We start from the raw sequence: 22,941 nt of genomic DNA on the forward strand, positions 1-22,941 counted from the left end.
CGCGTGGTGGACCCGGCCGCAACCGGCGCGTGCGCCGTGTAGCACGTCCGGCGGCGGGCGGGATCGCGCGCGCCTCAACGCTCCCTGGCGCCGGCAACAACCATCGAGCCGCCGCCCGCCGCGCTACCCGAACAGTTGCGCGATCTCCGTCATCGGCATGAACAGACGGTGGGGTTGGTCGGGCAGGCGCAGGAAATCGTGCCGCTCATAGAACGAGACGGCCGCGTCGTCCTTGGCGTCCACCACGACCGCCAGCGAAGCCGTCTCGCTGCGGAGGCAGCGTCGCAGCGCATCGAGCAGGAGAACCGTTCCTCGCCCGCGTCCCCGCTGCCGGGCATCGACCGCGAGCCGACCGAGCAGCGTCGCCGGCAAGACCGGGTAGCGCGGCAGCGTCTTGACGAAGGTCGCCGGCAGCTCCGCCGCCTGGATGGATGTGTTCGACAGCGTGTAGAAGCCGAGGACGGCGGACGCTGGCGGTTCCACCAGCACGTAGGGAGCCGCCACGCGACGGCGCGCGTCCTGGCTGGCCTGCGATCGCAGATACCGATCAAGCGGCTCGACACCGCAGGAGAAGCCGGACCGATCGTGACGCGACGTGTCGAGAGGATCGATCACCGGCCTTGCGTCGGTGCTCACCTCGATCGGTCGCCGATCAGCGCCGCGTAGGCGGCCGCACGCTCCCGCATCCGCGCGCTCGGCTCGCGCGGGTTGAGCAGCGCTTCCACGAAGGCGCGGGAATCCCTGACGCTGAGCCGGATGACTTCATGCTCGGCGATGGCGCGCTTGGCCGCATCCTGGACGCTGGTCAGAACGAAATCTGTGATGCTGCGCCCTTCGAGCGCCGCGGCGTGCTCGATGAGAGCCTTCTGCTCCGCCGTCACGCGGGCCTCGAGACGCTCCGCACGCCGGCGTAAGATCGGGGCGCCGTCCTGCGACCGCGTGCGGGCCATGGCCGTCTCTCCTGTCGCGCAAAACGTACGGCCGAATGCCGGGTGCTTCAAGGACGATCGCGCAGGGACAGCAGGCCGCCAAGCGCCTGTCGCCCCCTTGGGCGTCGCCATTCTCCCGCAGAAGCGTCCGCCGCTTTTGCGAACCCTGTTCAGCGCAGCCCGTCCCGCTTGGTGATCTCGTCCTGCCGCAACCCGCCGACCCGGGCATGCGGGCGCCCGCCGGTCGTCATCGCGAGGGCGAACAGGATCTCGTCGGCTCGCGGCGCGTCGGCGACCGCGACCGTCACGCCGTCGAAATGCGAGCGGACATAGGCCGCGTCCTTGTGGTGGATCGGCACGTCGAGGCTCGCTCCCATCGCCCCGACCTTGGTCATCGACGGCACGATGGCGAGGGCCTGACCGAGCAGTTCGCGCATCGCGTAGCCGCCCGGCACGTGCCAGAGGGCGCCGTGCTCCAACTCGCCGGCGGCCCCGACCAGCGAGCCCTTGCCGTAGGCCTCGATCCGGGCGGGGTCGCCGCCGAGCGCCTGGAGCAGCTTGGTCGAGCATTCGAGGCCGAGCGGCTTGAGCGCGTCCATCATCCCGGCGATCTCGGGCTCGTGGCGCCCCGCGAACGGATTTTTCACGATGCAGGCGACCGAGCCCTTGAGGATTGGGGTCGCCAGCACCGGCCCGCCGTCGTGGCGCACCTCCTCGACGGTGACGACGATCTTGCGGACGGCGATCTCGGTCATGGGGCGGGTTCCTGGATCAGCGGGAAGGAGCCGAGGACGAGGGTCTCGCCCCGGAGCGTGAGGGCGGCGGCACGGATCAGCCCGGCGGCCTGCATCGCGGCGGCGCGGTCGCGGCCGGCGGCGAGCGCCGCCGCGATCTCGTCGGGCGCGAGCGGGCCGACCGCGACGGTGACCGGCCGCTCGCCGAGGTCGGAATCGGGGTCGAGGTCGCGGGCCGGCCGGCGCACGACCGCCGGGTGCCCCGGCAGGTCGACGGCGTTGGCGATCAGCGTCGCGGCGGCGTCCGCCCCGGCCGCGTCGCGGGCCAGCACCGTCACCGAATCGGCGATGCCGAGGGAGAACGAGCGGCCCTGGCAGCCGGAGGTCGCGACGCCGCCGATCCCGTCGCGGTGGCGCAGCCGCACCCGTCCGTTCACCGTCGGCACCGGACCGCCGGAGAAGTCGGCGGCGAGCGCGATGGCGAGGCTCTCCCCCTCGGTGAGATGGACCGCGATGTCGCCGCCGTCGTTGACGAAGGCGCGGTCGAGGGGCGCGGCCTCGGTCATGGCGAGCAGGATCTCGTCGGCGACCGCGCCCGCCACCGCGGCCATCGGGGTGACGAAGGCCCGGTGCGGCCGGCAGGCGGCGACCATCCGGCGGGCGACCGCGCCGGTCACCCGCGGCCGGTCGGCCACCGGCCGGCGCAACTCGGGCAGTTCCGCCACCAGTTCGCCCAGCACCGTGCGGAAGCGCTCGGCGGCGGCGGCACAGGCGTCCGCCTGCGCCGCCTCGGCGCCCCAGGCCCGCAGCACGAGGTCGATCGGCCCGTGCTGGAGGTGCAGCCGGCCGCCGGACAGGGGCTGGATCGCCGGGCCGTCCATCGCGCGTCAGCCGAGCCGGGCGATGAGGCGCACGAGGAGCGCCGCCTCGTCCGCGCTCAGCGGGGCGAGGGTGCGGGCCGTCACCTCGCCGCCGCGGGCCTTCATCGCCTCCACCACCGCGCGGCCCTCGGGCGTGAGGTCGAGGAGGACGAGGCGGGCGTCGCCCGGGTCGTCGGTCGCCCGCACGTAGCCGCGGCGGGTCAGCCGGCCGGCGACCCCGTACATCGTCGCCGGGTCGATGCCGACGAGGCGGCCGAGCTGGTTCTGCGAGGTCGGGCCGCCGTCGTGCAGCTTGGCCAGCGCCGTGAACTGCACCGGCGTCACCCCGAACTCGCGCATCACCGAATCGAAGATCGAGGAGGCGCGCTGGTGCGCCCGGCGGATCAGGTAGCCGATCTGGTCCTCGACGCGGTAGCCGTGCCAGGATTCCGGTGCGGTGTCCCGCGGGGTCTCCGGCGCGGGCGGCGGGGTGCGGAGCGACTTCATGGATCGCCCCGCAGCGGCCACGGATTCACCGCCGGGAACGGATCGATCCGGGCGGCCGGGGCGACGTCGCGCAGGATGTCGCCGATGCCGACCACGTCGTCCATGTGGCCGCCCAGCCGGGCGTAGAGGTCCTTCGGCAGCGTGAACTCGATCGGCGCGACGAGGGCCGGGGTCGGCACCGACCCGAAGGCGTTCCTCGGCAGGCGCTGCACGTCGGCCATCACCGTGATGCCGCCCCCGGGCCACACCGTCACCGGCGCGCCGCCCATCGTCACCCGGGTCTCGCCCGCGGCGACCGAGCGGGTGAGCAGGACCGGGTTCTCGGTCACGCCCGCCCGCAGGCTGCCGCCGGCCCCGGCCATGAACAGCACGGTGCAGACCGAGGGCTCGCAATTCTCGCCGATCCGCTCGACCACCCGGCGCACCGGCTCGGGCATCTCGGCCGGGACGGGGGTCAGGTTCTCGTCGAGCACCAGCCACAGCGCGTGCTCGCCGGTGGTCGAGGTCAGCAGCAGCCGCAGGCCCGGCCACGCGACGGCCGGGTCGATCGCCCGGATGATCGTGAGCGGGTCCTCGATGTCGGTGCCGCCCCAGCCGATGCCGGGCTCGGCGACCTGGAAGTAGCGCCCCGGCGTCGAGCGCCGGCCGCGGACCCGGATGCCGGCGGGCCGCATGTCGAGGACGCGGCCGGCCTGATGCTCGGTCAGCACGCCGGTGATGTGATCGTCGACGACGATCACCTCGTCGGCGTGGCCGAGCCACTGGCGCGCGAAGATGCCGACCGTCGCCGAGCCGCAGCCGACCCGCATCCGGCTCTCCGGCTTGCCGTCGACGACCGGGGCGCGGCCGGCCTGCACCACGACCTCGTGGCCGCCGTCGATGGTGAGCGTCACCGCCTCGCCGGCGCACAGCTTCAGCATCGCGTCGCAGGTGACGCTGCCCTCCTTCTTCGAGCCGCCGGTGAGGTGGCGCACCCCGCCGATGGAGAGCATCTGCGAGCCGTACTCGGCGGTGGTGACGTGGCCGACCTCCTCGGCCCCGACCCGCACCGCGGCGCGCTCGGGCCCGAGATGGCGGTCGGTGTCGATCTTCACCTTCAGGCCGCAATAGCTGAAGATGCCCTCGGTCACGACCGTGACGGTCTCGACGCCGTCGTGCTCGCTCGCGACGATGAACGGCGCCGGCTTGTAGTCCGGATAGGTGGTGCCGGCGCCGATGCCGGTGACGAAGGTGCGGCCGGGATCAAGCACGCGTCCGTCCCACTCGGCTTCCCCGAACGGCACGAGCCGCCCGCCCGCCTCGGCGGTCTTCTCCAGCAGCACGACCGGGTCGGTGCGCACGAGCTGGCCGTCCTCGTTGGCGTAGCGCGAGCAGGCGCCGGAGCGGCCGGGCCGGATCCGGCACAGGACCGGGCAGGCGTCGCAGCGCACGATCCCGTCGGCTTCCGCCGCCCCGAACTTCTTCGAGCGCGCCGCGACCGAGAGGGCGTCAGGGCTCATGGCAGCCTCCGGGTGGGGGATTTTGGGAGCGCAGTCCGGACCCTCCCCCGCAGTGACAGGGCCGTCCGGGAAAAAGAACGGGCACGTCTCCCCTCTCCCGAGTGGGAGAGGGGCCGGGGGGGGGGGGGGGGGGGGGGGCTCGGGTACGGAATAGGACGGTGAGGATTGAGCTGCGCAGCTCCAAGCTCAGTGTCCAAGACTGAACCCGAGCCACCCTCACCCCTACCCCTCTCCCACTCGGGAGAGGGGATCCCGCGCTCGATTCTCAAAGGAATGTTCCCCGGACAGCCCTGCCGCAAAAGGGGGAGAGCAAGGGTCGCGCCTCTCCGGTCGGCGTGCGGCGAAACCCCCATCACCGCCGCCCCCACAAAGCCTCGGCCTGCTCGGGCGTGTAATACCCCCGCGCCACGTCGCGGGCGACCAGCGCCGGGTCGCGCTCGCGCGGGTCGCCGTAGCCGCCGCCGCCCGGGGTCATCACCTCGACGCGGTCGCCGGCCCGGATGGCGATGTTCTGGTCCTTCGACAGATGGGGCGGGGTGAAGACCTCGCCGTCGCGGTGGATGCGCACGACGTTGGGCGCCCCGTCGCGGCCGCCCTGGACGCCGGGCGGGCCGAAGCGGCCGTGATCCATCACGAACGAGGCCTTGGCCTCGCCGCGCAGCAATTCGACCTCGTAATGCACCCCGAAGCCGCCGCGATGGGCGCCGGCCCCGCCGGAGCCCTCGTGCAGGGCGAAGCGGCGAAACAGAACGGGATAATACTGCTCCATCACCTCGACCGGCGCGGTCTTCGAGATGCCGATGGTCGAGCAGCCGTTGGTGAGCCCGTCATGGTCGGCGTTGCCGCCATAGCCGCCGCCGGTGATCTGGTACATCACGTAAGGAGCGTCCTTGGCCGGGTCGAAGCCGCCGAGGGCGAAATTGCCCGAGGTGCCGGCCGGCGCCGCCGTGACCCGGTCGGGGATCGCCTGGACCAGGGCGAGGAAGACGGCTTCCGCGATGCGCTGGCTGACCTCGGCGGCGCAACCCGAGACCGGGCGCGGGTAGCGCGCGTCGAGGAAGGTGCCCTCCGGCCGCAGGATGGTCAGCGGCTCGAAGGTGCCGGCATTGATCGGCACGTCCGGAAACACGTGCTTTACCGCGAGGTAGACCGACGACAGGGTGGTGGCGATGACCGAGTTCATCGGCCCGCGGCAGGGCGGCGACGAGCCGGTGAAGTCGAAGGTCAGCCCGTCGCCGGCCTTGGTGACGGCGAGCGCGATCCGCAGCGGCTCGTTCACCACCCCGTCGGAATCGACGAAGGCCTCGCTGCGGTAGACCCCGTCCGGGATCCCCCGGATCTCGGCTCGCATCCGCTCGGCGGAGCGGGCGCGGATCTCGCCGATCGCCCGATCGAGGTTCTCGCGGCCGTACTTGGCGATGAGGTCGAGCAGCCGGGTCTCGCCGACCGCCAGCGCCGCCGCTTGCGCCGAGATGTCGCCGATGCGCTGGTCGGCCACCCGGATGTTCGACGTGATGATGGAGAAGATCTCCGGGTCCATGGCGCCGCGCTTGAACAGCTTCACCGGCGGCAGGCGCAGGCCCTCCTGCTCGACCTCGGTGGCGTGGGCGGAGAAGCCGCCCGGCACCATGCCGCCGATATCGGGCCAGTGGCCGGTGTTCTGGAGCCAGCAGAACAGGCTGCCGTCGATGAAGACCGGTTTCACGAACCGCACGTCCATCAGGTGCGTGCCGCCGAGATAGGGGTCGTTGACGATGTAGATGTCGCCGGGCTCCGGCGCGCCGACCCGGCCCTCGCGGATCAGCCGGATCAGTTCGCCGGTCGAGTACTGCATCGTGCCGACGAAGACCGGCAGGCCGTACTCGCCCTGGGCGATGAGGGCGCCGGTGTCGCGGTCGTAGATCCCGTCCGAGCGGTCGTCGGCCTCGGCGATCACCGGCGAGAACGCTGAGCGCGAGAACGCGATGTCCATCTCGTTGCAGACCTGCTGCAACCCGGCCTGGACCACCGCGAGGGTGAGGGCGTCGATGGCGCTCATGCCCGGATCCTCAGATTGCCGATGTCGTCCACGGTCGCCACCGCGCCGGGCTCGATCACCGTGGTGGCGTCGACCTGCTGCACCACCGCCGGGCCCTTGATGCGCGCGCCGAAGGGCAGCGCCTCGCGGGCATAGACCGCGGCCTCCTGCCAGCGGCCGTCGGCGTAGAGGGAGCGGCTGCCGAGGCGGGCATCCTCCACCGTCCCGGCCCGCGCCACCGGGTCGAGCAGGCTCGACAGCGGGAAGGCCCGGCGCCGGCCGATCACCGAGGTGACGAGGTTCACCACCACCGCCCGGATCTCGGGCAGCCGGACCTGGAACCGCTTGTGGTAGGCGTCCTCGAACAGGGCCTGCATCGCCTCGCGGGTGATGTCCGGCCCCGGCAGGGCGACGCGGATCAGGTGGGTCTGGCCGCGGAACTGCATGTCGGCGCCGTAGAGGATCGTCGTCTCGTCGATCTCGTCGGCTTCCTCCGCCACCACCGCCAGGGCGTCGGCGGCCTGGGCCTCCAGGGTCGCGCGCAGGTCCGCCATGTCGAGCCCGTCGAGGGGGCGGTTGAGTGTGTTGACCCGGTCCTGGCGCAGGTCGGCGACGAGGCAGCCGAGGGCGTTGGTCAGCCCGGGCCGGGCCGGCACCAGCACCTCGGGAATGCCGAGCTCGCGCGCCAGCGCCACCGCGTGCAGCGGTCCGGCGCCGCCGAAGGCGAACAGCACGAAGTCGCGCGGGTCGTAGCCGCGCGACAGCGACACCATCCGGATCGCCCCGGTCATGTGGACGTTGCCGAGGCGGATCACCGCCGCGGCGGCCTCCTCGACGCTCATGCCGAGCGGCCCGGCGAGGTCGCGGGCGAAGGCGTCCCGGATCGCGTCGAGGCCGACGCCCGCCCGCACGGCGGTCAGCCGGGCCGGGTCGAGACGGCCGAGCACGAGGTTGGCGTCGGTGATGGTCGGGCGGGTGCCGCCGCGGCCGTAGCCGATCGGGCCGGGCTCCGAGCCGGCGCTCTCGGGGCCGACCTGGAGCATGCCGGCGCGGTTGACCGAGGCGATCGAGCCGCCGCCGGCCCCGACCGTGTGCACGTCGACCATCGGCAGGTGGATCGGCAGCCCGTAATCGATGGTGAGTTCCGCCGACACCTCGGGCACGCCGCCGGCGATCAGCGCCACGTCGGTCGAGGTGCCGCCCATGTCGTACGTGATGGCGTTGGACAGCCCGGTCTGGGCGAGCGTCGCGGCCGCCGCCATCACCCCGGAGGCGGGCCCCGACATCACGGTCTTGGCGGCCTCGTGGACGACGTGGCTCGCCGGCACGGTGCCGCCGTTGCCGTTCATCACCAGCAGGTCGCGGGAGAAGCCGCCCTCGCGCAATTCGCGCTGGAGCCGGGCGACGTAGCGGTCGAGGATCGGCTGCACCGCGGCGTTGACCGAGGCGGTGGTGCCGCGCTCGTATTCGCGGAACTCCGACAAGAGCGCGTGGCCGAGGGTGACGTAGGCGTTCGGCCACAGCTCGCGGGCGATCGCGCCGGCGCGCAGCTCGTGGGCCGGGTTGGCGTAGGCGTGCAGGAAGTGGATCACCAGGGCCTCGCAGCCCTCGGCGACCAGCGCCCGCACCGCCTCGCGCACAGCCTCCTCGTCGAGGGGCGTGCGCACGGTGCCGTCGGCCATCACCCGCTCGGGCACCTCGCGGCGCAATTCGCGCGGGATCAGCGGCGCGAAGGTGCCGAACAGCCCGTAGGGCTTGGGCCGGGTGCGCCGGCCGAGTTCGAGCACGTCGCGGAAGCCCGCCGTGGTGACGAGCCCGACCTTCGCGGTCTTGCGCTCCAGCACCGCGTTGGTGGTGGCGGTGGTGCCGTGGATCACGAGGTCGAGGTCGGCCGGCCGGCGCTCCGCCGCCGCGATGGCGGCGATCACCCCCTCGGCCTGGTTGCGCACCGTCGTCGGCACCTTGGCGAGGCGCACGGCGAGGCCGTCCGGCCCCGCCTCGGTCAGGAGCAGGTCGGTGAAGGTGCCGCCCACGTCGATGCCAGCCACCCGTCTCAACGCCCGCCTCCTCTCATTCGCCTACGAACGATTTGTCCGACGTGCCCGCCCATGACGAGGCCCCCTCACACCGTCAGGTAGGCTTCCCGGATCTCGTCGTTCTCTTCCAGTTCCGCCGTCGTGCCCTCGTAGCGGATCGCGCCCTTCTCGATGACGTAGGCGCGGTCCGAGACCGTCGAGGCGAAGTACAGGTTCTGCTCGGACAGCAGCACCGCGATGCCCTCCCGCTTCATCCGCAGCACCGCCTCGGCCATCTGCTCGACGATGACCGGGGCGAGGCCCTCGGACGGCTCGTCGAGGAGCACCGCGGCGGGGTTGCCCATCAGGGTGCGGGCGATGGTGAGCATCTGCTGCTCGCCGCCCGACATCGCCGAGGCGCGCCGCCCGCGCATCTCGGCGAGGTTGGGGAAGATCGAGAACAGTTTCTCGGGCGTCCAGGCCGGGCGCTCGCCCCGGGCCTGCCGGCGGCCGACCTCAAGGTTCTCGTAGACCGTGAGGTCGGTGAAGATCCGCCGCTCCTCCGGCACGTAGCCGAGGCCGAGCCGGGCGATGCGGAACGGCTCCCAGCCGGTGACCGGCGTGTCGGCAAAGGTCACGACGCCGGCGCTCGCCGGCACGAGGCCCATGATCGCCTTCAGCGTGGTGGACTTGCCGGCGCCGTTGCGGCCCATCAGGGCGACGACCTCGCCCCGGTTCAGGGTCAGGCCGACGCCGAACAGCACCTCGGCCAGCCCGTAGGAGGCGCGCAAGGCTTCGACGGTGAGGATCGGGAGGGTCATGCCGGCACCTCCACGAGGCGCTTCGCCCGCTCGGCCGCCCTGGCGCCGGCCTCGCCGAGATAGACCTGCTTCACCCGCGGGTCGGCGCGGACGCTCTCGGGCGTGCCGGCGGCGATGATCTCGCCGCGCACCAGCACCAGCAGCCGGTCGGCGTGGGAAAACACCGCGTCGATGTCGTGCTCGGTGAACAGCACGCCGATGCGGCGCTCGCGGGCGACGCGGGCGGTGAGCCGCATCAGCCCGACGCGCTCCTTGGGCGCCATGCCGGCGGTGGGCTCGTCCATCAGCAGGAGCTTCGGGCCGGAGGCGAGCGCCACCGCGAGTTCCACCCGCTTGACGTCGCCGTAGGCGAGTTCCGAGACCGGCCGGTCGGCGTCGGCCCGCATGCCGACCCCGTCGAGAAGCGCCAGCGCCTCGTCGCGGTAGAGGCGGGTCGCGTCGGCGAACAGGTGGCGGGTGCGGCCGCGATGCGAGACCAGCGCCATCTGGACGTTCTCGGCCACCGTCATGGTGACGAAGGTCTGGGCGATCTGGAAGGTGCGCCCGACGCCCTTGCGCCAGATCGCCCGCGACGGCAGGCCGGTGATCGCCTCGCCGTCGAGGGTCACCATGCCGGAATCCGGCTTCACCTGCCCGCCGACCATCCCGAAGGTGGTCGACTTGCCGGCGCCGTTGGGGCCGATCACCGCGACCATCTCGCCGGCCGCGACCGTGAACGACACCTCCTTCGCGGCCGAGACGCCGCCGTAGCGCTTGTTGAGGCGGTCGACGACGAGAAGAGTCATGCCGAGGCCTCCACCGAGGCGGGCGCCGGCCGGCGCGGCCGCAGCGACAGGGTCGCCCCGGCGATGCCGCGGGGAAACAGCAGCACCATCGCGATGATGGTGGCGCCGAGCGCCAGCCGCCAGAACTCGGTCAGCGGCATGAACACGTCCTTGAGGGCGTGAAAGACGCCGGCGCCGACGAGCGGGCCCATCACGGTCTGGATGCCGCCGACGAGGATCATCGCCAGGAAGTCGACCGATTGCGGGATCGAGATCATCGTCGGGTCGATCGAGCCCTTCGAGAAGGCGTAGAGCCCGCCGGCGAGGCCCGCCGCGGCGCCGGCGAGCGTGAAGCCGAGCCAGCGGTGGGTGCGCACGTCGATGCCGATCGCGTCGGCCCGGGTGGCGGAATCGCGCGCCGCCCGCAGGGTGTAGCCGAACGGCGCGTGGATCACCCGGCGCAGGGCGACGATGGCGGCGAGCACCACGGCGGCGACGACGTAGTAGTAGGTGCCGCGCGAGGCCGCCCAGGCGGCGGGCCAGACCCCGACGACGCCGTTGTCGCCGCCCGTCACCTCGACCCACTGGAAGCAGACTGCGTAGACGATCTGCGCGAAGGCGAGCGTCAGCATCGCGAGGTAGATGCCCGACAGCCGCACGATGAAGAAGCCGAACAGGGCGGCCCCGGCCGCGCCCGCCAGCGGCGCGAGCGCCAGGGCCAGTTCCATCGGCGCCTTGAACGGCCCGGTGACGAGGAGCCCGGCGGCGTAGGCGCCGATGCCGAAATACGCCGCGTGCCCGAACGAGACGAGGCCGCCGACCCCGACGAGGAACTGGAGCGAGAAGGCGGCGAGCGCGAAGACCAGGATCTCGGTCGCGACCTTCACCTTGTAGGCGTCGGCGATCAGCGGCACCACGAGCACCAGCAGCACCGCGAGCCCGGCGAGGATCCGCTCCGGCGGGCGGAACCGGCGCAGGCCGAGGATGCCCTCCGGCGCCACGGTGCGGCTGGCGGCGGCGTCCGGCTTGCCGAGCAGGCCCCACGGCTTGACCACGAGCACGACGGCCATCAGCAGGAAGACCAGCACCAGCGTGACCTTCGGAAAGATCAGGATGCCGAAGGCCTGGAGCTGGCCGATGACCAGGGCGGCCAGGAAGGCGCCGGTGACCGAGCCCATGCCGCCGATCACCGTGACCACGAAGGCGTCGGTGATGATCGACAGGTCCATGTGGCTGTTGGCCGGCAGGCGCGGGATCTGGAGCGCGCCGCCGAGGCCGGCGAGGAAGGCGCCGAGGAACAGCGTGGTGGTGAACAGCCGGGCCTGGTTGACGCCGAGCGCCCCGACCATCTCGCGGTCCTGGGTCGCGGCCCGCACCAGCACGCCGAAGCGGGTGCGGTGCATGACGAGCCAGAGCAGCCCCAGCACCAACGGCCCGACGCCGATCAGCAGCAGTTCGTAGGAGGGAAACCGTTGGCCGAGGATCTCGACGCCGTGGCGCAGGCCGGGCGCGCGCGGGCCCGGGATGTCGACCGGCCCCCACACCTTCAGCACCACGTCCTGCACGATCAGCACGATGCCGAAGGTGGCCAGCAGCTGGAACAGCTCGGGCACCCGGTAGATCCGGCGCAGCAGCAGCACCTCGATGGCGACGCCGACGAGGCCGACGAGGACCGCCGAGAGGATCACCCCGAGGAAGAACGTCCAGGGCGAGTACGACAGGTCGAGCAGCCGCGGCACCAGCGTGACCGCGAGGTAGGCCCCCAGCATGTAGAACGAGCCGTGGGCGAAGTTGACGATGCGGGTGACGCCGAAGACGAGGGTCAGGCCCGACGCGATCACGAACAGCGACGAGGCGCTGGCGAGCCCGGAGAGCGATTGCAGGACGAGGAAGGAAGGGTCCATCGGGGTCGCCGTCTCCTGCCGGGGCGCGGGGTCTCTCCTCTCCCCGCGGGCGCATGCCTGTCGGGGGACAATTCATTTTGACATCAAGCGCGGGATCCCCTCTCCCGAGTGGGAGAGGGGTAGGGGCGATCGAAGATCGCGCGAGGGTGGCTCGGCCAGAGAATGGAGCGGCAACGGGCGAGCTGCACAACTCGACGCTTAGTATCCATTCCGGAACCCGAGCCACCCTCACGCGGGCCACAGGCCCGTGCGGGATCTTCGATCCCCCGGCCCCTCTCCCACTCGGGAGAGGGGAGACGCGCCATTTTCTTTCCTCGAACAGCCCTGCTTCAAAGCTGTGCGATGAGAACGCGACCCACAGACCGAGGCGCCCCTAACCCTTCCGCGCCGCCTTCACCTCGGCTTCCGGGAACATGAACTTGGCGCCGTCCTCGTACTGGAACTTGGTCATCGTGCCCTGGCGGCCATTGAGCGCCGTCTCGCCGACCCAGACGCCGAGCGTCGACTGGTGGTCGAGGCCGCGCATCGTCACCGGGCCGGCGACGGTCTCGGTCCGCAGATCCGTCAGCGCCTTGATCATCGCCTCGGTCTCGGTCGAGCCGGCCTTCTCCAGCATCGCCTGGATCATCTGCACGACGACGGTACCGAGCAGCGAGCCGAGCCGGGGCGTGTCGTTGAAGCGGGCGCGGTAGGCCTGCACGAACGCCTTGTGGACGGGGGTGTCGATCTTGTCCCAGGGGTAGCCGGTGACGACCCAGCCCTCGGGCGTCTCGTCGCCCAGCGGGATCATGTATTCCGGCTCGCCGGTGAGCAGGCTCGCGACGGTGCGCTTCTCGAACAGGCCGCGGGTGTTGCCCTCGCGCACGAAGGCGGTGAGGTCGGCGCCGAACAGCACGTTGAACAGGCCGTCGGGCTTGGCCTGCGCCAGGGCGCCGACGGTGGCGCCGGCGTCGATCCGGCCGAGGGCCGGGAACTGCTCGGTGACGACCTCGAAGCCCGGCACCGCCTGCGCCATCAGGCGCTTGAAGTTCGCCGCCGCCGACTGGCCGTACTCGTAGTTCGGCGCGACGATCGCCCAGCGCTTGACGCCGCGGGCCTTCACCGCCTCGACCAGCATCCGGGTCTGCATGTAGGTGTTGGGGCGGACCCGGAAGGTGTAGGGGTTGCCCGCGCTCATCGTCAGGGCGTCGGTCAGCGGCTCGGTGGCGAGGAAGAGCGCCTTGCGCTGGTTGGCGAAATCGCCCACCGCGAGGCCGACGTTGGACAGGAAGGTGCCGGCCAGGAAGGCGACGTTCTCGCGCGTCAGCAGCTCCTCGGCCACCCGCACCGCGTCGCCGGGCGTCGAGCCGTCATCGCGGAAGACGAATTCGAGCGGACGGCCGCCGAGCGCCTTGATGCCGCCGGCCTTGTTGACCTCGTCCTGGGCGAGCTGCATGGCGTTGCGGTAGGGCACCGCGAAGGCCGCCATGCGGCTGTAGGAGTTCAGCTCACCGATGCGGATCGGGCCGCCGCCCTGCGCCCAGGCTCCCCGGCCCGCGAGGGCGAGGGGAGCCGCGGCGAGCCCGCCGACGACGGCGCGACGGGTGGGACGACGGATCGGCATGCGCGAGAACTCCCCCTGCGACCGGTACGGATCGACTGTGCCGGGACTTGCCGCGATGACTTGCCGCGACGGCCGGTCCGGCTCCCTGGAATTGTTCGTAGACGAACGATACCGGTCCGGAGCGGGGGCGCAAGGGGATTTCTTGCGGAAAAGTCGGGCGATGACCGGCGCCCGATTGGGCAGGCCGCCGCGCGCCCGGGCGCCGGCCATCACTGCGGCAGGCAGGCCTCGGCGACCGGGCCGAGCACGATGTCGCCCTGGCGCGGGTTGTTGACCGTGAACGGGGCGGTGCTCTGGAGGCCGAGGGTGCCGCGGCCGAACTCGGCGTTGAGGGCGTCGGTGCCGAAGCGGATGTAGCAGCGGTCGAGGATCGCCTCGTAGGCGAAGCTGCCCTGGGCGACGGTCTCGCCGGGCAGGAAGCCGGCGGCCGGGCAGGTGGCGGCGAGGTCGAACCGGCCGGGCGCGGCGAGGCGGACCGTGCGGGCATGACCGGGCGGCACGACGAAGGCCGGCCCGCCGTCCTGGCTGGCCACCAGGGTCAGCGCCGAGCGGTTGACGATGCGCCGGGTGCAGGCGGCGGAGGCCTCGCCGGCGACGAACGGGAGCAGCAGCAGCGCGGCGGCGAGCGGACGGATGGCGTTCATGCGGACGGACCCTTCGCCTCCGGGACTGCGGAGGCCCCTCTCGATGCCCGCTTCGCCCGCGGCAGACAAGCCGCCGGCCTGCCGGGCGGGCAGGCCGGAGCCCGTCGGACCGGCGTCAGCGGACGGCGCCGGCGGCGCCGCCGAGAACCGAGGCCGACCCCGCTCCGAAGCTGACCTCGTAGAAGCTCCGGGTGGTCTGGCCGAAGATGTTGACGATCTTGTTCGTGTCGGTGACCCGCGAGTTGGCCACGTAGATCACGTCGCGGTCGCGCATGAAGAAGGAATTCGCCAGGAACAGGCCGTCGGGCTGGCTGAAATCGACGGTGAAGATCGTCGGAACGAAATCCTCGCGGTAGGCGGAGGTGTCGACGCCCATCTCGGCGAGCGTGCGCTTCGATTCGCGGCGGTAGATGAACACCGCGGTCGGGTCGGCGCGCTGGTCGTCGAGGCCGCCGGACTTGGCGAGCGCCTCGGTCAGGGTGACGTTGTCGTTGTCGAAGACGAAGCGGCGGTTGTTGATGCCGCCGACCGCGCCCGGCGACGGGGTCGCGCCGAGGGTGAGGAAGATCTTCGGCTCGCGCGAGAGATAGACCGTGTCGCCGGGCCGGAGCTGGATGTTCTGCGCCGGATTGCGCAGGATGTTGGTCATGATCGCCTGCTCCGTCTGGGAGCCGCGCTGCACCGTGACCAGCGTCTCGTAGGGCGGGTATTTCGGGCCGCCGGCCTTGGCGATGGCGGGGATCAGACGGATCCCGCCGGGATCGAGTGAGAAACGGCCCGGGAAGTTGGCCGAGAGCAGCTCGCCGAGCACCGAGACCTCGTTGCCGCGGCGATCGGAGAGGCTGACCACGACCTGAGGCTCGATCGCCCGGGTGGCGATCTTCTTGGCGATCTCGCGGCCGACCTCTTCGGTGGTCTGGCCGGCGACCCGGACCCGCCCGGCATAGGGCACGTCGATGGAGCCGGAGGCGTCGACCTGCTGGACCGGGACCTGGACGTAGTTGCCGTTGCGGCCGGCATTGTCGCCCGACAGGAACAGGCCGCCCGGGGTCGCCTCGTAGATCGTCAGGCTGACGCTGTCGCCGGGAGCGATGCGGATCTGGGCCGGCTGGCGCGACGCGGTGAAGCTGCGGAAGGCCGGGCTGAGCGAGGTGGTGGTGGCGTTGGTGATCTTCAGCGACAGCGGGCTCAAGGACACGAACGCGTAGGCGATCGGCTCGCCTGCCGGCAGGACCTTCACCTCCGCGCCGGCGCGGACGTCGTTGGCATAGGGGCCGTCCTTGGGGATCACGCCGCATCCGGCGACGGAACCCGCGAGGGCGATCGCAGCCAGGGCTGCCAGTGTGGATCTGGAGACGGTGGGCACGACGCAGCCTGTCTTCACGCCAAAACTCAGCTCGGTTGCCACATGCGCAGAACCATCAGGAGATGCAACCTTCCCGGCAGGATTCCACGGTGGTGTTGCACGAAAACCCCAGTCATCAGGCGATGAGGCAAGCGGTAAGACTAACGACGTCCAGTATACGGTACGACTCCATTAATCAGTCTTCGCACTATAATTCTCGTGCCGGAATCGCAGTGCCGAAGGTCGCCGCGGCGCGCGGGTATCCCGTGGCGGCGTCACCGCTGCCAGATGAAGAGCTGAGGGTAGGGCCGGTACTGCCGCGGTTCGAGGGCGAGGACGTCGTTGGCGATCGGCTCGCCGGGCAGGATCTTCACGACGGGGCGCGGGGTGCAGCTCAGCAGGCCCCATTCCTTGTGGTCGGCGCAATCCGGGATCGGCCGGGCGCCGTAGACCGGGTCCGCCTGGGCGCCGCGGCCGTAGCCGGGCGGGTAGGCCCGGTCCGCCGCCGTGGCAGGGTTGCCGGCGACGGCCGCGACCAGCGAGAGAAGCCCCAGCCCGAGGCCCGTGCGAGATAACGTCATGACGTCCCTGTCGGCATTCTTGCGGCCACGCTTACACCATGGCCGGCGTGTTGTCTGCCTCGAAGGGGCAGCGTCTGGCCTCGAACCATCATGACGCCGGGCCGGTGAACAGGCTATGCTCCCGAGGTCACAGTGGAGCCGCAGCGTGATCGTGGGATGTCCTTGGCCGGAGGATAGCGGGGACAACCGGGCGGCGGTCCGGTCCCCGGACCGCTTCCGCGCGGCAGCGCGGCGACGCCAGCGGTTCTCCGCGGCGGCCGTCATGCTCGCCTGTCTCGCCTGTCTCGCCTGGCCCGCGTCGGCCGGGGAGGCGGGACCGCTGGAGCTTCCGGTTCTGGCGCCGCTCGTCCTGGCGCCGCCGGTTCCGGCGCCGTCGGGGTCGGCCCCCTCGGTCCTGCCGCCGCGGCGCGGGGTGCCGCGAGGCGCGGCGGTGCCGGCGCTTCCGGTGTCGTCCTGCCTCGCCTACGGGGCGGGCTTCGTGCCGCTCGGCGCCTCCGACGCCTGCCTGCGCGTCAGCGGCCGAGTGCGCCTCGAGGCCGGCACCTCCCGGGCCGTCGCCGGGCCCGATGCCGCCCGCTCGCCCTTCGGCGCCTCCGGGCGGCTCAGCGTCGATGCCCGGGTGCCGACCGATCACGGCCCGGCCCGGTCGTTCCTGCGCCTGCACGGCGGGGACTGATCAGGCGGGGTCGAGGACGACCCGCCACAGGGCGGTATCCGCCGCGTCCTTCAGCGTCACCGTCATCTGCCCGGTCCGGCCCGCGATCGCGACGTGGCCGAAGAACTGCAGCCCTTCGGCGGGCGACAGGCCGATCCGCCCCGGCGGGGCGGCCTTCCGGAACCGCACCTGCGGCCCGAAGGTGTCGTCGAGGGCGTTCGGCGCGCCGGTGCCGGCGTGGAGCGGGCCGGAGACGAACTCCCAGAACGGATCGAAGTCCTGGAACCGCGCCCGGCCAGGATCGTAGTGGTGGGCCGCGGTGTAGTGCACGTCGGCGGTGAGCCAGACGGTGTTGCGGATCCCGGCGCGGCGCAGGAAGCCGAGGAGGCCGGCGATCTCGAGTTCGCGCCCGAGCGGCGGCCCGTCGCCCTGCGCCACCGCCTCCGACCCGACGCGGCGGCCGGGGTCGTCGGGGACGATCAGGCCGAGGGGCATGTCGGCGGCGATCACCTTCCAGGTCGCCCGCGAGGCCGCCAGCTCCCGCTGGAGCCAGGCGAGCTGGACCGGGCCGAGGAGCCGGGTCGCCTCGCCCGCCTCGGCCTCGTCGTTGGCGCCGTTCGGGCCGCGATAGCTGCGCATGTCGAGCAGGAAGACGTCGAGGAGCGGCCCGTAGGCGATGCGGCGGTAGACCCGGCCGGGCTCGGCCGGCTCGAACCGCATCGGCATGTACTCGTGGAAGGCGCGCGAGGCCCGGGCGGCGAGCAGCAGGGCGTTCGGCTCGGTGTAGCCGCGGCGGCGGTGGCGCTCGCCGGTCAGCGGCAGGCCCGGCCACCAGTTGTTGGTCACCTCGTGGTCGTCCCACTGGGCGAGCAGCGGCACCTCGCGGTTCATCGCCAGCAGGTTGCGGTCGAGGAGGTTGTACCGGTAGGCGCCGCGGAACTCCGCCAGCGTCGCGGCCGGCTTCGCCTTCTCCTCGGTGACGAGGTTGCGCCACACGCTCCCGTCCGGCAGCGGCACCTCGGCCTGGAGCGGCCCGTCGGCGTAGATCGTGTCGCCGGAATGCAGGAAGAAGTCCGGCCGGTTGCGCAGGATCGTCGCGTAGATCGTCATGCCACCGCGGGCCTCGTCGATGCCCCAGCCCTGGCCGGCGGTGTCGCCCGACCAGCAGAAGGTCACGTCGCGCCGGTCCGCCGGGGCGGTGCGCAGGCGCCCGGTCGCCGGCTCGCCGAGGAGCGTCGGCGCGGCGAGGTCCTGGAGCCGCACGCGGTAGACCACGTCCTGGCCCGCCGGCAGTCCTTCGAGCGCGGCCTTCACCGTGAAGTCGCTCTCCGGCAGGGCGTCGACGAACACCCCGCCGCCGATCTCCCGGAAGCTCTCGGTCGTCGCCCACTCGATGACCGCCCGCGACGGCCGGTCGGCCCGGGCCCAGACGACCGCCGAGGTCCCCGACACGTCGCCCGATTGCAGGCCGTGGGTCAGCACCGGGCGGTCGGCGGCCCGGCTGAGGCCCGGTCGGCCGATCGCGGCACCGGCGAGGAGCCCGCCGACGACCTGCCGGCGGTTCGGACGGATGCGGGGCATGGCGGCCTCCCGGGACGAGCGATCGGTCAGTCTGCGCCGGCGGCGTCATACGATTTCCGAGGATCGCTTCGCGATGCGGAAATCGGCTTCGCTCATGCGCCGCGCGGGCTGGTGATACGGTTTTCGGAACTGATCGTCCGAAAACCGTATCACAGGACGGTGACGGCCCGGCCGCGCCGGCACGCCGATCGCTTGACGACGACATAGCCGCTCGCCCATAAGATAGCATAAGCTATAATTTGGGTCAGGGGCTTTGATGTCGAGGATAACCTATCTCGCCCGGTGCGGGGCCTGGATCGGGCTCGTCGGCCTCGGTGCCGTCGCGGCCCGGGCCGAGGACATCGCGCTGGACGAGATCGCGGTGGCGCCGGAGCGGCCGGCCGCCGGCCCCGCGACCGGAGGGCGGTTCCCGGCCGGCGTGCTGCCGGTGGTCGCCGACAGCTTTTCGGCGGTCACGGTGGTGCCCGGCGCCGAACTCGCCCGGTCGCAGCCGACCTCGCTCGGCGAGGCGCTGTTCGACAAGCCGGGCCTGTCGGCCTCGGGCTTCGCGCCGACCTCGGCCACGCGCCCGATCATCCGCGGCCTCGACAACAACCGGGTCCGCATCGTGGAGAACGGCACCGGCGTGCAGGACATGTCGGATCTCGGCGAGGACCACGCCGTGCCGATCAACCCGCTGGTCGCCGACCGCATCGAGGTGATCCGCGGGCCGGCCGGCCTGCGCTACGGCTCGCAGGCGGTCGGCGGCGTGGTCGCGGTCGAGACCGGCCGCATCCCGACCGTGATGCCGCCGGGCGGCCTCGCCGGCCGGGTGACCACCGGCCTCTCCGCCGTGGACGACGGCCGCAACGCCGCCGCCTCGGTCGAGGCCGGCAGCGGCAACGTCGTGGTTCACGCCGACGGGTTCCGCAGCGTCGCCGACGACTACGCCACGCCGCTCGGCCTCCAGCGCAACTCCGCCGCCCGGTCGCAGGGCGGGGCTCTCGGCGCCGCGATGGTCGGCGACCAGGGCTTCGTCGGGCTGTCGTTCAGCCACTACGACGCGCTCTACGGCATCCCCGGCACCGCGGCGGCACGCCTGCGCACCCGCCTCGACCCGACCCAGGACAAGCTCCAGGCCCGCGGCGAGGTCCGGCCGACGGACGGGCCGTTCGCCGCGATCCGGTTCTGGTTCGGCGGCTCGACCTATCGCCACGACGAATCCGGACTCGGCCCGGACGGGGTCGACGGCATCCAGGCGGTGTTCCGCAACCGCGCCGCCGAGGGGCGGGTGGAGTTCGAGCACGTTCCGGTCGAGACCGCCTTCGGCGTCCTCACCGGGACGCTCGGTCTGCAATCGGAGCGGCGCGACCTCGCCATCTCGGGCGCCGAGGGCGGCCTGCTGCGCCCGACCGACACCCGGACCGGCGCCGTCTACCTGTTCGAGGAGCTGGCGCTCGGCGGCGGCCTGCGGCTCCAGGCGGCCGGCCGGATCGAGGCCGCCCGCGTCGCCGGCACCGAGGCGCTGTTCCCGGCCGGCTTCGTGCCCCGCGGCCCCCGCGACGAGCCGGCGGAAATCGCCCGCGTGCGCCGCTTCGCCCCGAGGAGCGCGAGCCTCGGCGCGCTCCAGGAGCTGCCCCACGGCTTCGTCGCCCGCCTCACCGGCTCCACTGTCGAGCGCGCCCCGGCCTCGCCCGAACTGTACTCGCGCGGGCCGCACGCGGCGCCCGCGACCTTCGAGATCGGCGACCCCGACCTCGAGCCCGAGCGCGCCCGCACGGTGGAGGTCGGCCTGCGCCGGGCCGAGGGGCCGCTGCGCCTCGACGCCAGCGGCTACGCCACCCGCTACACCGGCTTCATTGACAAGCGCCTCACCGGCCTGACCTGCGGCGACACCTTCGGCACCTGCGGCCCCGACGGCGGTCCCCTGCGGCAGGTGGTGTATTCCGGCGCCGACGCGACCTTCTACGGCGCCGAGATCGCGAGCCAGCTCGATCTCGTGCCGGTCGGCGACGGCTTCGCCGGCATCACCGCCCAGTACGACTTCGTGCGGGCGCGGTTCGACGACGGGTCCTCCGTGCCACGCATCCCGCCGCACCGGGTCGGCGGCGGCGTGTTCGTACGGGCGGACGGCTGGGTTGCGCAACTCGGCCTGCTCCACGCCTTCGCGCAGACGCAGACCGGAGCGCTGGAGTCGCCGACGCCGGGCTACAACGACCTCAAGGCCGAGGTCTCCTACAGCGCCGCCCTCGATCCGGCGGTGCACGGCCTCGCCGAGGTCACTCTCGGACTGCGCGGGACCAACCTGCTCGACGACGTGATCCGCAACGCCGCCTCGTTCACGAAGGACGAGGTGGTGCTGCCGGGGCGCAACGTCCGGCTGTTCCTGACCGCGCGGTTCTGACCGGCCCTGCTCTCACAGGTGCCGCGACAGCACCAGCGGCGCGCGCCCGACCGCGCCGTAGGGCGAGGCGGCCGGGCGGTGGCCGCCGTAGCCCTGGGCCTGCGAGCCGCGGCTCAACTCGGTCGAGAGGGTCTTGAGCAGGCTCTCGGACACCGTGCGGGCGGTGGCGAGCACGGTCTGGTTGGTCTCGACCGCGGCGGCGAAGCGGGCATGGGCCTCGCGCAGGGCCGCGACCCGGTCGGGGGCGAAGCGGGCGAGCGCGACGGCGTTGGCCTTCACCACCTCCAGGCCGCGCAGGTAGGCGCCCGACAGGTCGGTCTTGCGCGCGTCCTGCGCCAGCCCCTCCCGCAGGCGGCCGTGGCGGACATGGCCGCTCTCGGCCGCCAGCACGCCCTCCAGCTCGTCCATCACCGCGAGGATCCCGGCGACGAGGCTCTCGGCGCCGGCGCGGTCGCCGACCCGGACCGGCTCAGCGCCCGGCGCCACCGCCGACCTCCTGCATCCGCAGCATCTCGCGCATCACCTGGTCGCCGATGCCGACGCCGCCGCTCTTCACGATCGACTGCGCGTATTCCTGGTTGAGCATCGAGCGGTAGACCCCGCCGCCGGTGCCGTTCTCGCCGAGCGGCCCCTCGGTGCCCTGCGAGGAGGCGAGCTGGTCGAGGGTCTGGCTCAGGAACATCGTCTCGAACTCGTCGGCGGTCTTCTTGACCTGCCCGTTGGCCTGCGACTTCGAGATCGCGCCCGAGAGGTTGGAGCCGACGGCGCCGGCGAGGGCCTGTCCGGCGGCGAGCGCCGTCGAGGCGGCGAGGGGGGCGAGGGCGAACATGGGGCGGTCTCCTGACGGTGGGAACGGGATGCGTCACATCACTTCGATGTCGGCCTGCAGGGCGCCGGCGGCCTTGATCGCCTGCAGGATCGAGATCATGTCGCGCGGGCCGATGCCGAGGGCGTTGAGGCCGTCGACCAGTTCGCGCAGGGTCACGCCCTCGCGCACCAGGGCGAGCTTGTTGCGGTCGCCGGTATCGACCTTGAGGGCGGTGCGCGGCACCACGACGGTCTGGCCGTCGGAGAACGGCGCCGGCTGGCTCACCTGCGGCATCTCGTTGATCGTCACGGTCAGGTTGCCCTGCGCCACCGCCACCGTGGAGACCCGCACGTCGCGGCCCATCACGATGATGCCGGAGCGCTCGTCGATGACGACCCGCGCGGTCTGGTCGGGCTCGACCTTGAGCTGCTCGACGTCGGTGAGCAGGCGGATCATGTTGCCCTGGTAGCGGGCCGGGATCTGGAGCGTCACCGTCGAGGGGTCGGTCGGCTCGGCGGTGTCGGCGCCCATGAAGTCGTTGATCGCGGTGGCGATCCGCTTGGCGGTGGTCAGGTCGGGGTTGCGCAGGGACAGGCGCAGGCCGCGCTGCTGGCCGAGCTTGAAGTCGATCTCGCGCTCGATCATCGCGCCGTTGGCGATGCGCCCGTTGGTCGGCACGCCGCGGGTGATCTTCGCCGCGTCGCCCTCCGCCTGGAAGCCCGCGATGGCGATCGAGCCCTGCGCCAGGGCGTAGACCTCGCCGTCGGCGCCGAGCAGCGAGGTCACCAGCAGCGTGCCGCCCTGGAGCGACTTGGCGTCGCCGAGCGACGACACCGTGACGTCGATGCGGGTGCCCTGGGCGGAGAAGGGCGGGAGGTTCGCCGTCACCACCACGGCGGCGTTGTTGGTGGTGCGCATGGTCGCGCCGCGGGTGTTGATCCCGAGCCGCTCCAGCATCGCCTGCACCGACTGCTTGGTGAAGGGCGCGTTGTTGAGCGTGTCGCCGGTGCCGTTGAGCCCGACGACGATGCCGTAGCCGACGAGCTGGTTGGGCCGCACGCCCTCGATGCCGGCGAGGTCCTTCACCCGCGACAGGGCGAGGGCCGGGCCCGCGGAGAGGAGCGCGAGGAGGACGAGGAGGAGGCGACGCATCATACCGGGGTCCTGGAGGGCCGCCACACCCGCAGCCAGGACCGTGCCAGACCGGAGACCGGGTCCAAGTGCCTGATGCCGCTGGCGTCCCTGGGCGGACGCCGCCGCGCCGCCGCCGCGGACGGCTTGGCGATGTCTG

General features: G+C 72.4%; 21 protein-coding genes. 2 read left to right on the forward strand and 19 right to left on the reverse strand.

All coding sequences use genetic code 11. The features are described from left to right. Positions 1-123: 123 nt before the first annotated feature. The 15 genes from EOE48_RS19630 to EOE48_RS19700 form a co-directional block, all read right to left on the reverse strand. Positions 124-636: a GNAT family N-acetyltransferase gene (locus EOE48_RS19630; protein ID WP_127732283.1), complete on the reverse strand. Its 513-nt coding sequence runs from the start codon at positions 634-636 to the stop codon at positions 124-126. Next, entirely contained in the window at positions 633-950 is a 318-nt protein-coding gene (locus tag EOE48_RS19635; protein ID WP_127732285.1) for a type II toxin-antitoxin system TacA family antitoxin, read from the reverse strand. The genes EOE48_RS19630 and EOE48_RS19635 overlap by 4 nt, the downstream gene beginning before the upstream one ends. Before the next feature lie 149 nt (positions 951-1,099). Further along, positions 1,100-1,684 (reverse strand): amino acid synthesis family protein, encoded by a 585-nt coding sequence (locus EOE48_RS19640; RefSeq protein WP_127732287.1) that lies wholly within the window; start codon positions 1,682-1,684, stop codon positions 1,100-1,102. Next, positions 1,681-2,544, reverse strand: coding sequence for a UPF0280 family protein (locus tag EOE48_RS19645; RefSeq protein WP_127732289.1), 864 nt, complete (start codon positions 2,542-2,544; stop codon positions 1,681-1,683). Before EOE48_RS19645 ends, EOE48_RS19640 begins: the two co-directional genes overlap by 4 nt. A 6-nt stretch (positions 2,545-2,550) precedes the next feature. Beyond that, positions 2,551-3,030: a MarR family winged helix-turn-helix transcriptional regulator gene (locus tag EOE48_RS19650; protein ID WP_127732291.1), complete on the reverse strand. Its 480-nt coding sequence runs from the start codon at positions 3,028-3,030 to the stop codon at positions 2,551-2,553. After that, complete coding sequence (locus EOE48_RS19655) at positions 3,027-4,529, reverse strand: 6-hydroxynicotinate reductase (protein WP_127732293.1); 1,503 nt, start codon at positions 4,527-4,529, stop codon at positions 3,027-3,029. Before EOE48_RS19655 ends, EOE48_RS19650 begins: the two co-directional genes overlap by 4 nt. A 352-nt stretch (positions 4,530-4,881) precedes the next feature. After that, complete coding sequence (locus EOE48_RS19660) at positions 4,882-6,567, reverse strand: hydantoinase B/oxoprolinase family protein (RefSeq protein ID WP_127732295.1); 1,686 nt, start codon at positions 6,565-6,567, stop codon at positions 4,882-4,884. Further along, complete coding sequence (locus EOE48_RS19665) at positions 6,564-8,603, reverse strand: hydantoinase/oxoprolinase family protein (RefSeq protein WP_127732297.1); 2,040 nt, start codon at positions 8,601-8,603, stop codon at positions 6,564-6,566. Before EOE48_RS19665 ends, EOE48_RS19660 begins: the two co-directional genes overlap by 4 nt. A gap of 65 nt (positions 8,604-8,668) precedes the next feature. Further along, positions 8,669-9,382 carry an ABC transporter ATP-binding protein gene (locus EOE48_RS19670; protein ID WP_127732299.1) on the reverse strand — a complete coding sequence of 238 codons (714 nt, stop codon included), beginning with the start codon at positions 9,380-9,382 and terminating at the stop codon, positions 8,669-8,671. Continuing rightward, positions 9,379-10,167, reverse strand: coding sequence for an ABC transporter ATP-binding protein (locus EOE48_RS19675; protein WP_127732301.1), 789 nt, complete (start codon positions 10,165-10,167; stop codon positions 9,379-9,381). Before EOE48_RS19675 ends, EOE48_RS19670 begins: the two co-directional genes overlap by 4 nt. Then, positions 10,164-12,050 (reverse strand): ABC transporter permease, encoded by a 1,887-nt coding sequence (locus EOE48_RS19680; RefSeq protein WP_127732303.1) that lies wholly within the window; start codon positions 12,048-12,050, stop codon positions 10,164-10,166. Before EOE48_RS19680 ends, EOE48_RS19675 begins: the two co-directional genes overlap by 4 nt. A 373-nt stretch (positions 12,051-12,423) precedes the next feature. Then, entirely contained in the window at positions 12,424-13,653 is a 1,230-nt protein-coding gene (locus tag EOE48_RS19685) for an ABC transporter substrate-binding protein (RefSeq protein ID WP_127732305.1), read from the reverse strand. A gap of 209 nt (positions 13,654-13,862) precedes the next feature. Further along, positions 13,863-14,297: a hypothetical protein gene (locus EOE48_RS19690; protein WP_127732307.1), complete on the reverse strand. Its 435-nt coding sequence runs from the start codon at positions 14,295-14,297 to the stop codon at positions 13,863-13,865. Positions 14,298-14,412: 115 nt separating this feature from the next. Further along, entirely contained in the window at positions 14,413-15,588 is a 1,176-nt protein-coding gene (locus tag EOE48_RS19695) for a polysaccharide biosynthesis/export family protein (RefSeq protein WP_127732310.1), read from the reverse strand. 329 nt (positions 15,589-15,917) lie between these two features. Further along, complete coding sequence (locus EOE48_RS19700; protein WP_127732312.1) at positions 15,918-16,223, reverse strand: hypothetical protein; 306 nt, start codon at positions 16,221-16,223, stop codon at positions 15,918-15,920. Positions 16,224-16,485: 262 nt separating this feature from the next. Here EOE48_RS19700 and EOE48_RS19705 point away from each other — a divergent pair, with 262 nt between their 5' ends. Then, positions 16,486-16,899 carry a porin gene (locus EOE48_RS19705; RefSeq protein WP_210249588.1) on the forward strand — a complete coding sequence of 138 codons (414 nt, stop codon included), beginning with the start codon at positions 16,486-16,488 and terminating at the stop codon, positions 16,897-16,899. Here the strand turns inward: EOE48_RS19705 and EOE48_RS19710 are convergent, their stop codons facing one another. After that, positions 16,900-18,459, reverse strand: a complete 1,560-nt coding sequence (locus EOE48_RS19710) for an alkaline phosphatase D family protein (RefSeq protein WP_127732314.1) — start codon at positions 18,457-18,459, stop codon at positions 16,900-16,902. Between the two features lie 256 nt (positions 18,460-18,715). Here EOE48_RS19710 and EOE48_RS19715 point away from each other — a divergent pair, with 256 nt between their 5' ends. Further along, positions 18,716-20,842 (forward strand): TonB-dependent receptor, encoded by a 2,127-nt coding sequence (locus tag EOE48_RS19715; RefSeq protein WP_127732315.1) that lies wholly within the window; start codon positions 18,716-18,718, stop codon positions 20,840-20,842. A gap of 12 nt (positions 20,843-20,854) precedes the next feature. Here EOE48_RS19715 and EOE48_RS19720 read toward each other — a convergent pair whose 3' ends face one another. From EOE48_RS19720 to EOE48_RS19730, 3 genes are read right to left on the reverse strand one after another with little or no spacing between them, the layout of a single operon-like run. After that, the gene (locus EOE48_RS19720; protein ID WP_127732317.1) at positions 20,855-21,328 is read right to left on the reverse strand and encodes a hypothetical protein; all 474 of its coding nucleotides are present in this window, start codon (positions 21,326-21,328) and stop codon (positions 20,855-20,857) included. Then, complete coding sequence (locus EOE48_RS19725) at positions 21,312-21,671, reverse strand: rod-binding protein (RefSeq protein WP_127732319.1); 360 nt, start codon at positions 21,669-21,671, stop codon at positions 21,312-21,314. The genes EOE48_RS19720 and EOE48_RS19725 overlap by 17 nt, the downstream gene beginning before the upstream one ends. 33 nt (positions 21,672-21,704) lie before the next feature. After that, entirely contained in the window at positions 21,705-22,805 is a 1,101-nt protein-coding gene (locus EOE48_RS19730; protein WP_127732321.1) for a flagellar basal body P-ring protein FlgI, read from the reverse strand. Positions 22,806-22,941: the final 136 nt, after the last annotated feature.

It is taken from the genome of Methylobacterium oryzihabitans (assembly GCF_004004555.2).
Taxonomy (GTDB): domain Bacteria; phylum Pseudomonadota; class Alphaproteobacteria; order Rhizobiales; family Beijerinckiaceae; genus Methylobacterium; species Methylobacterium oryzihabitans.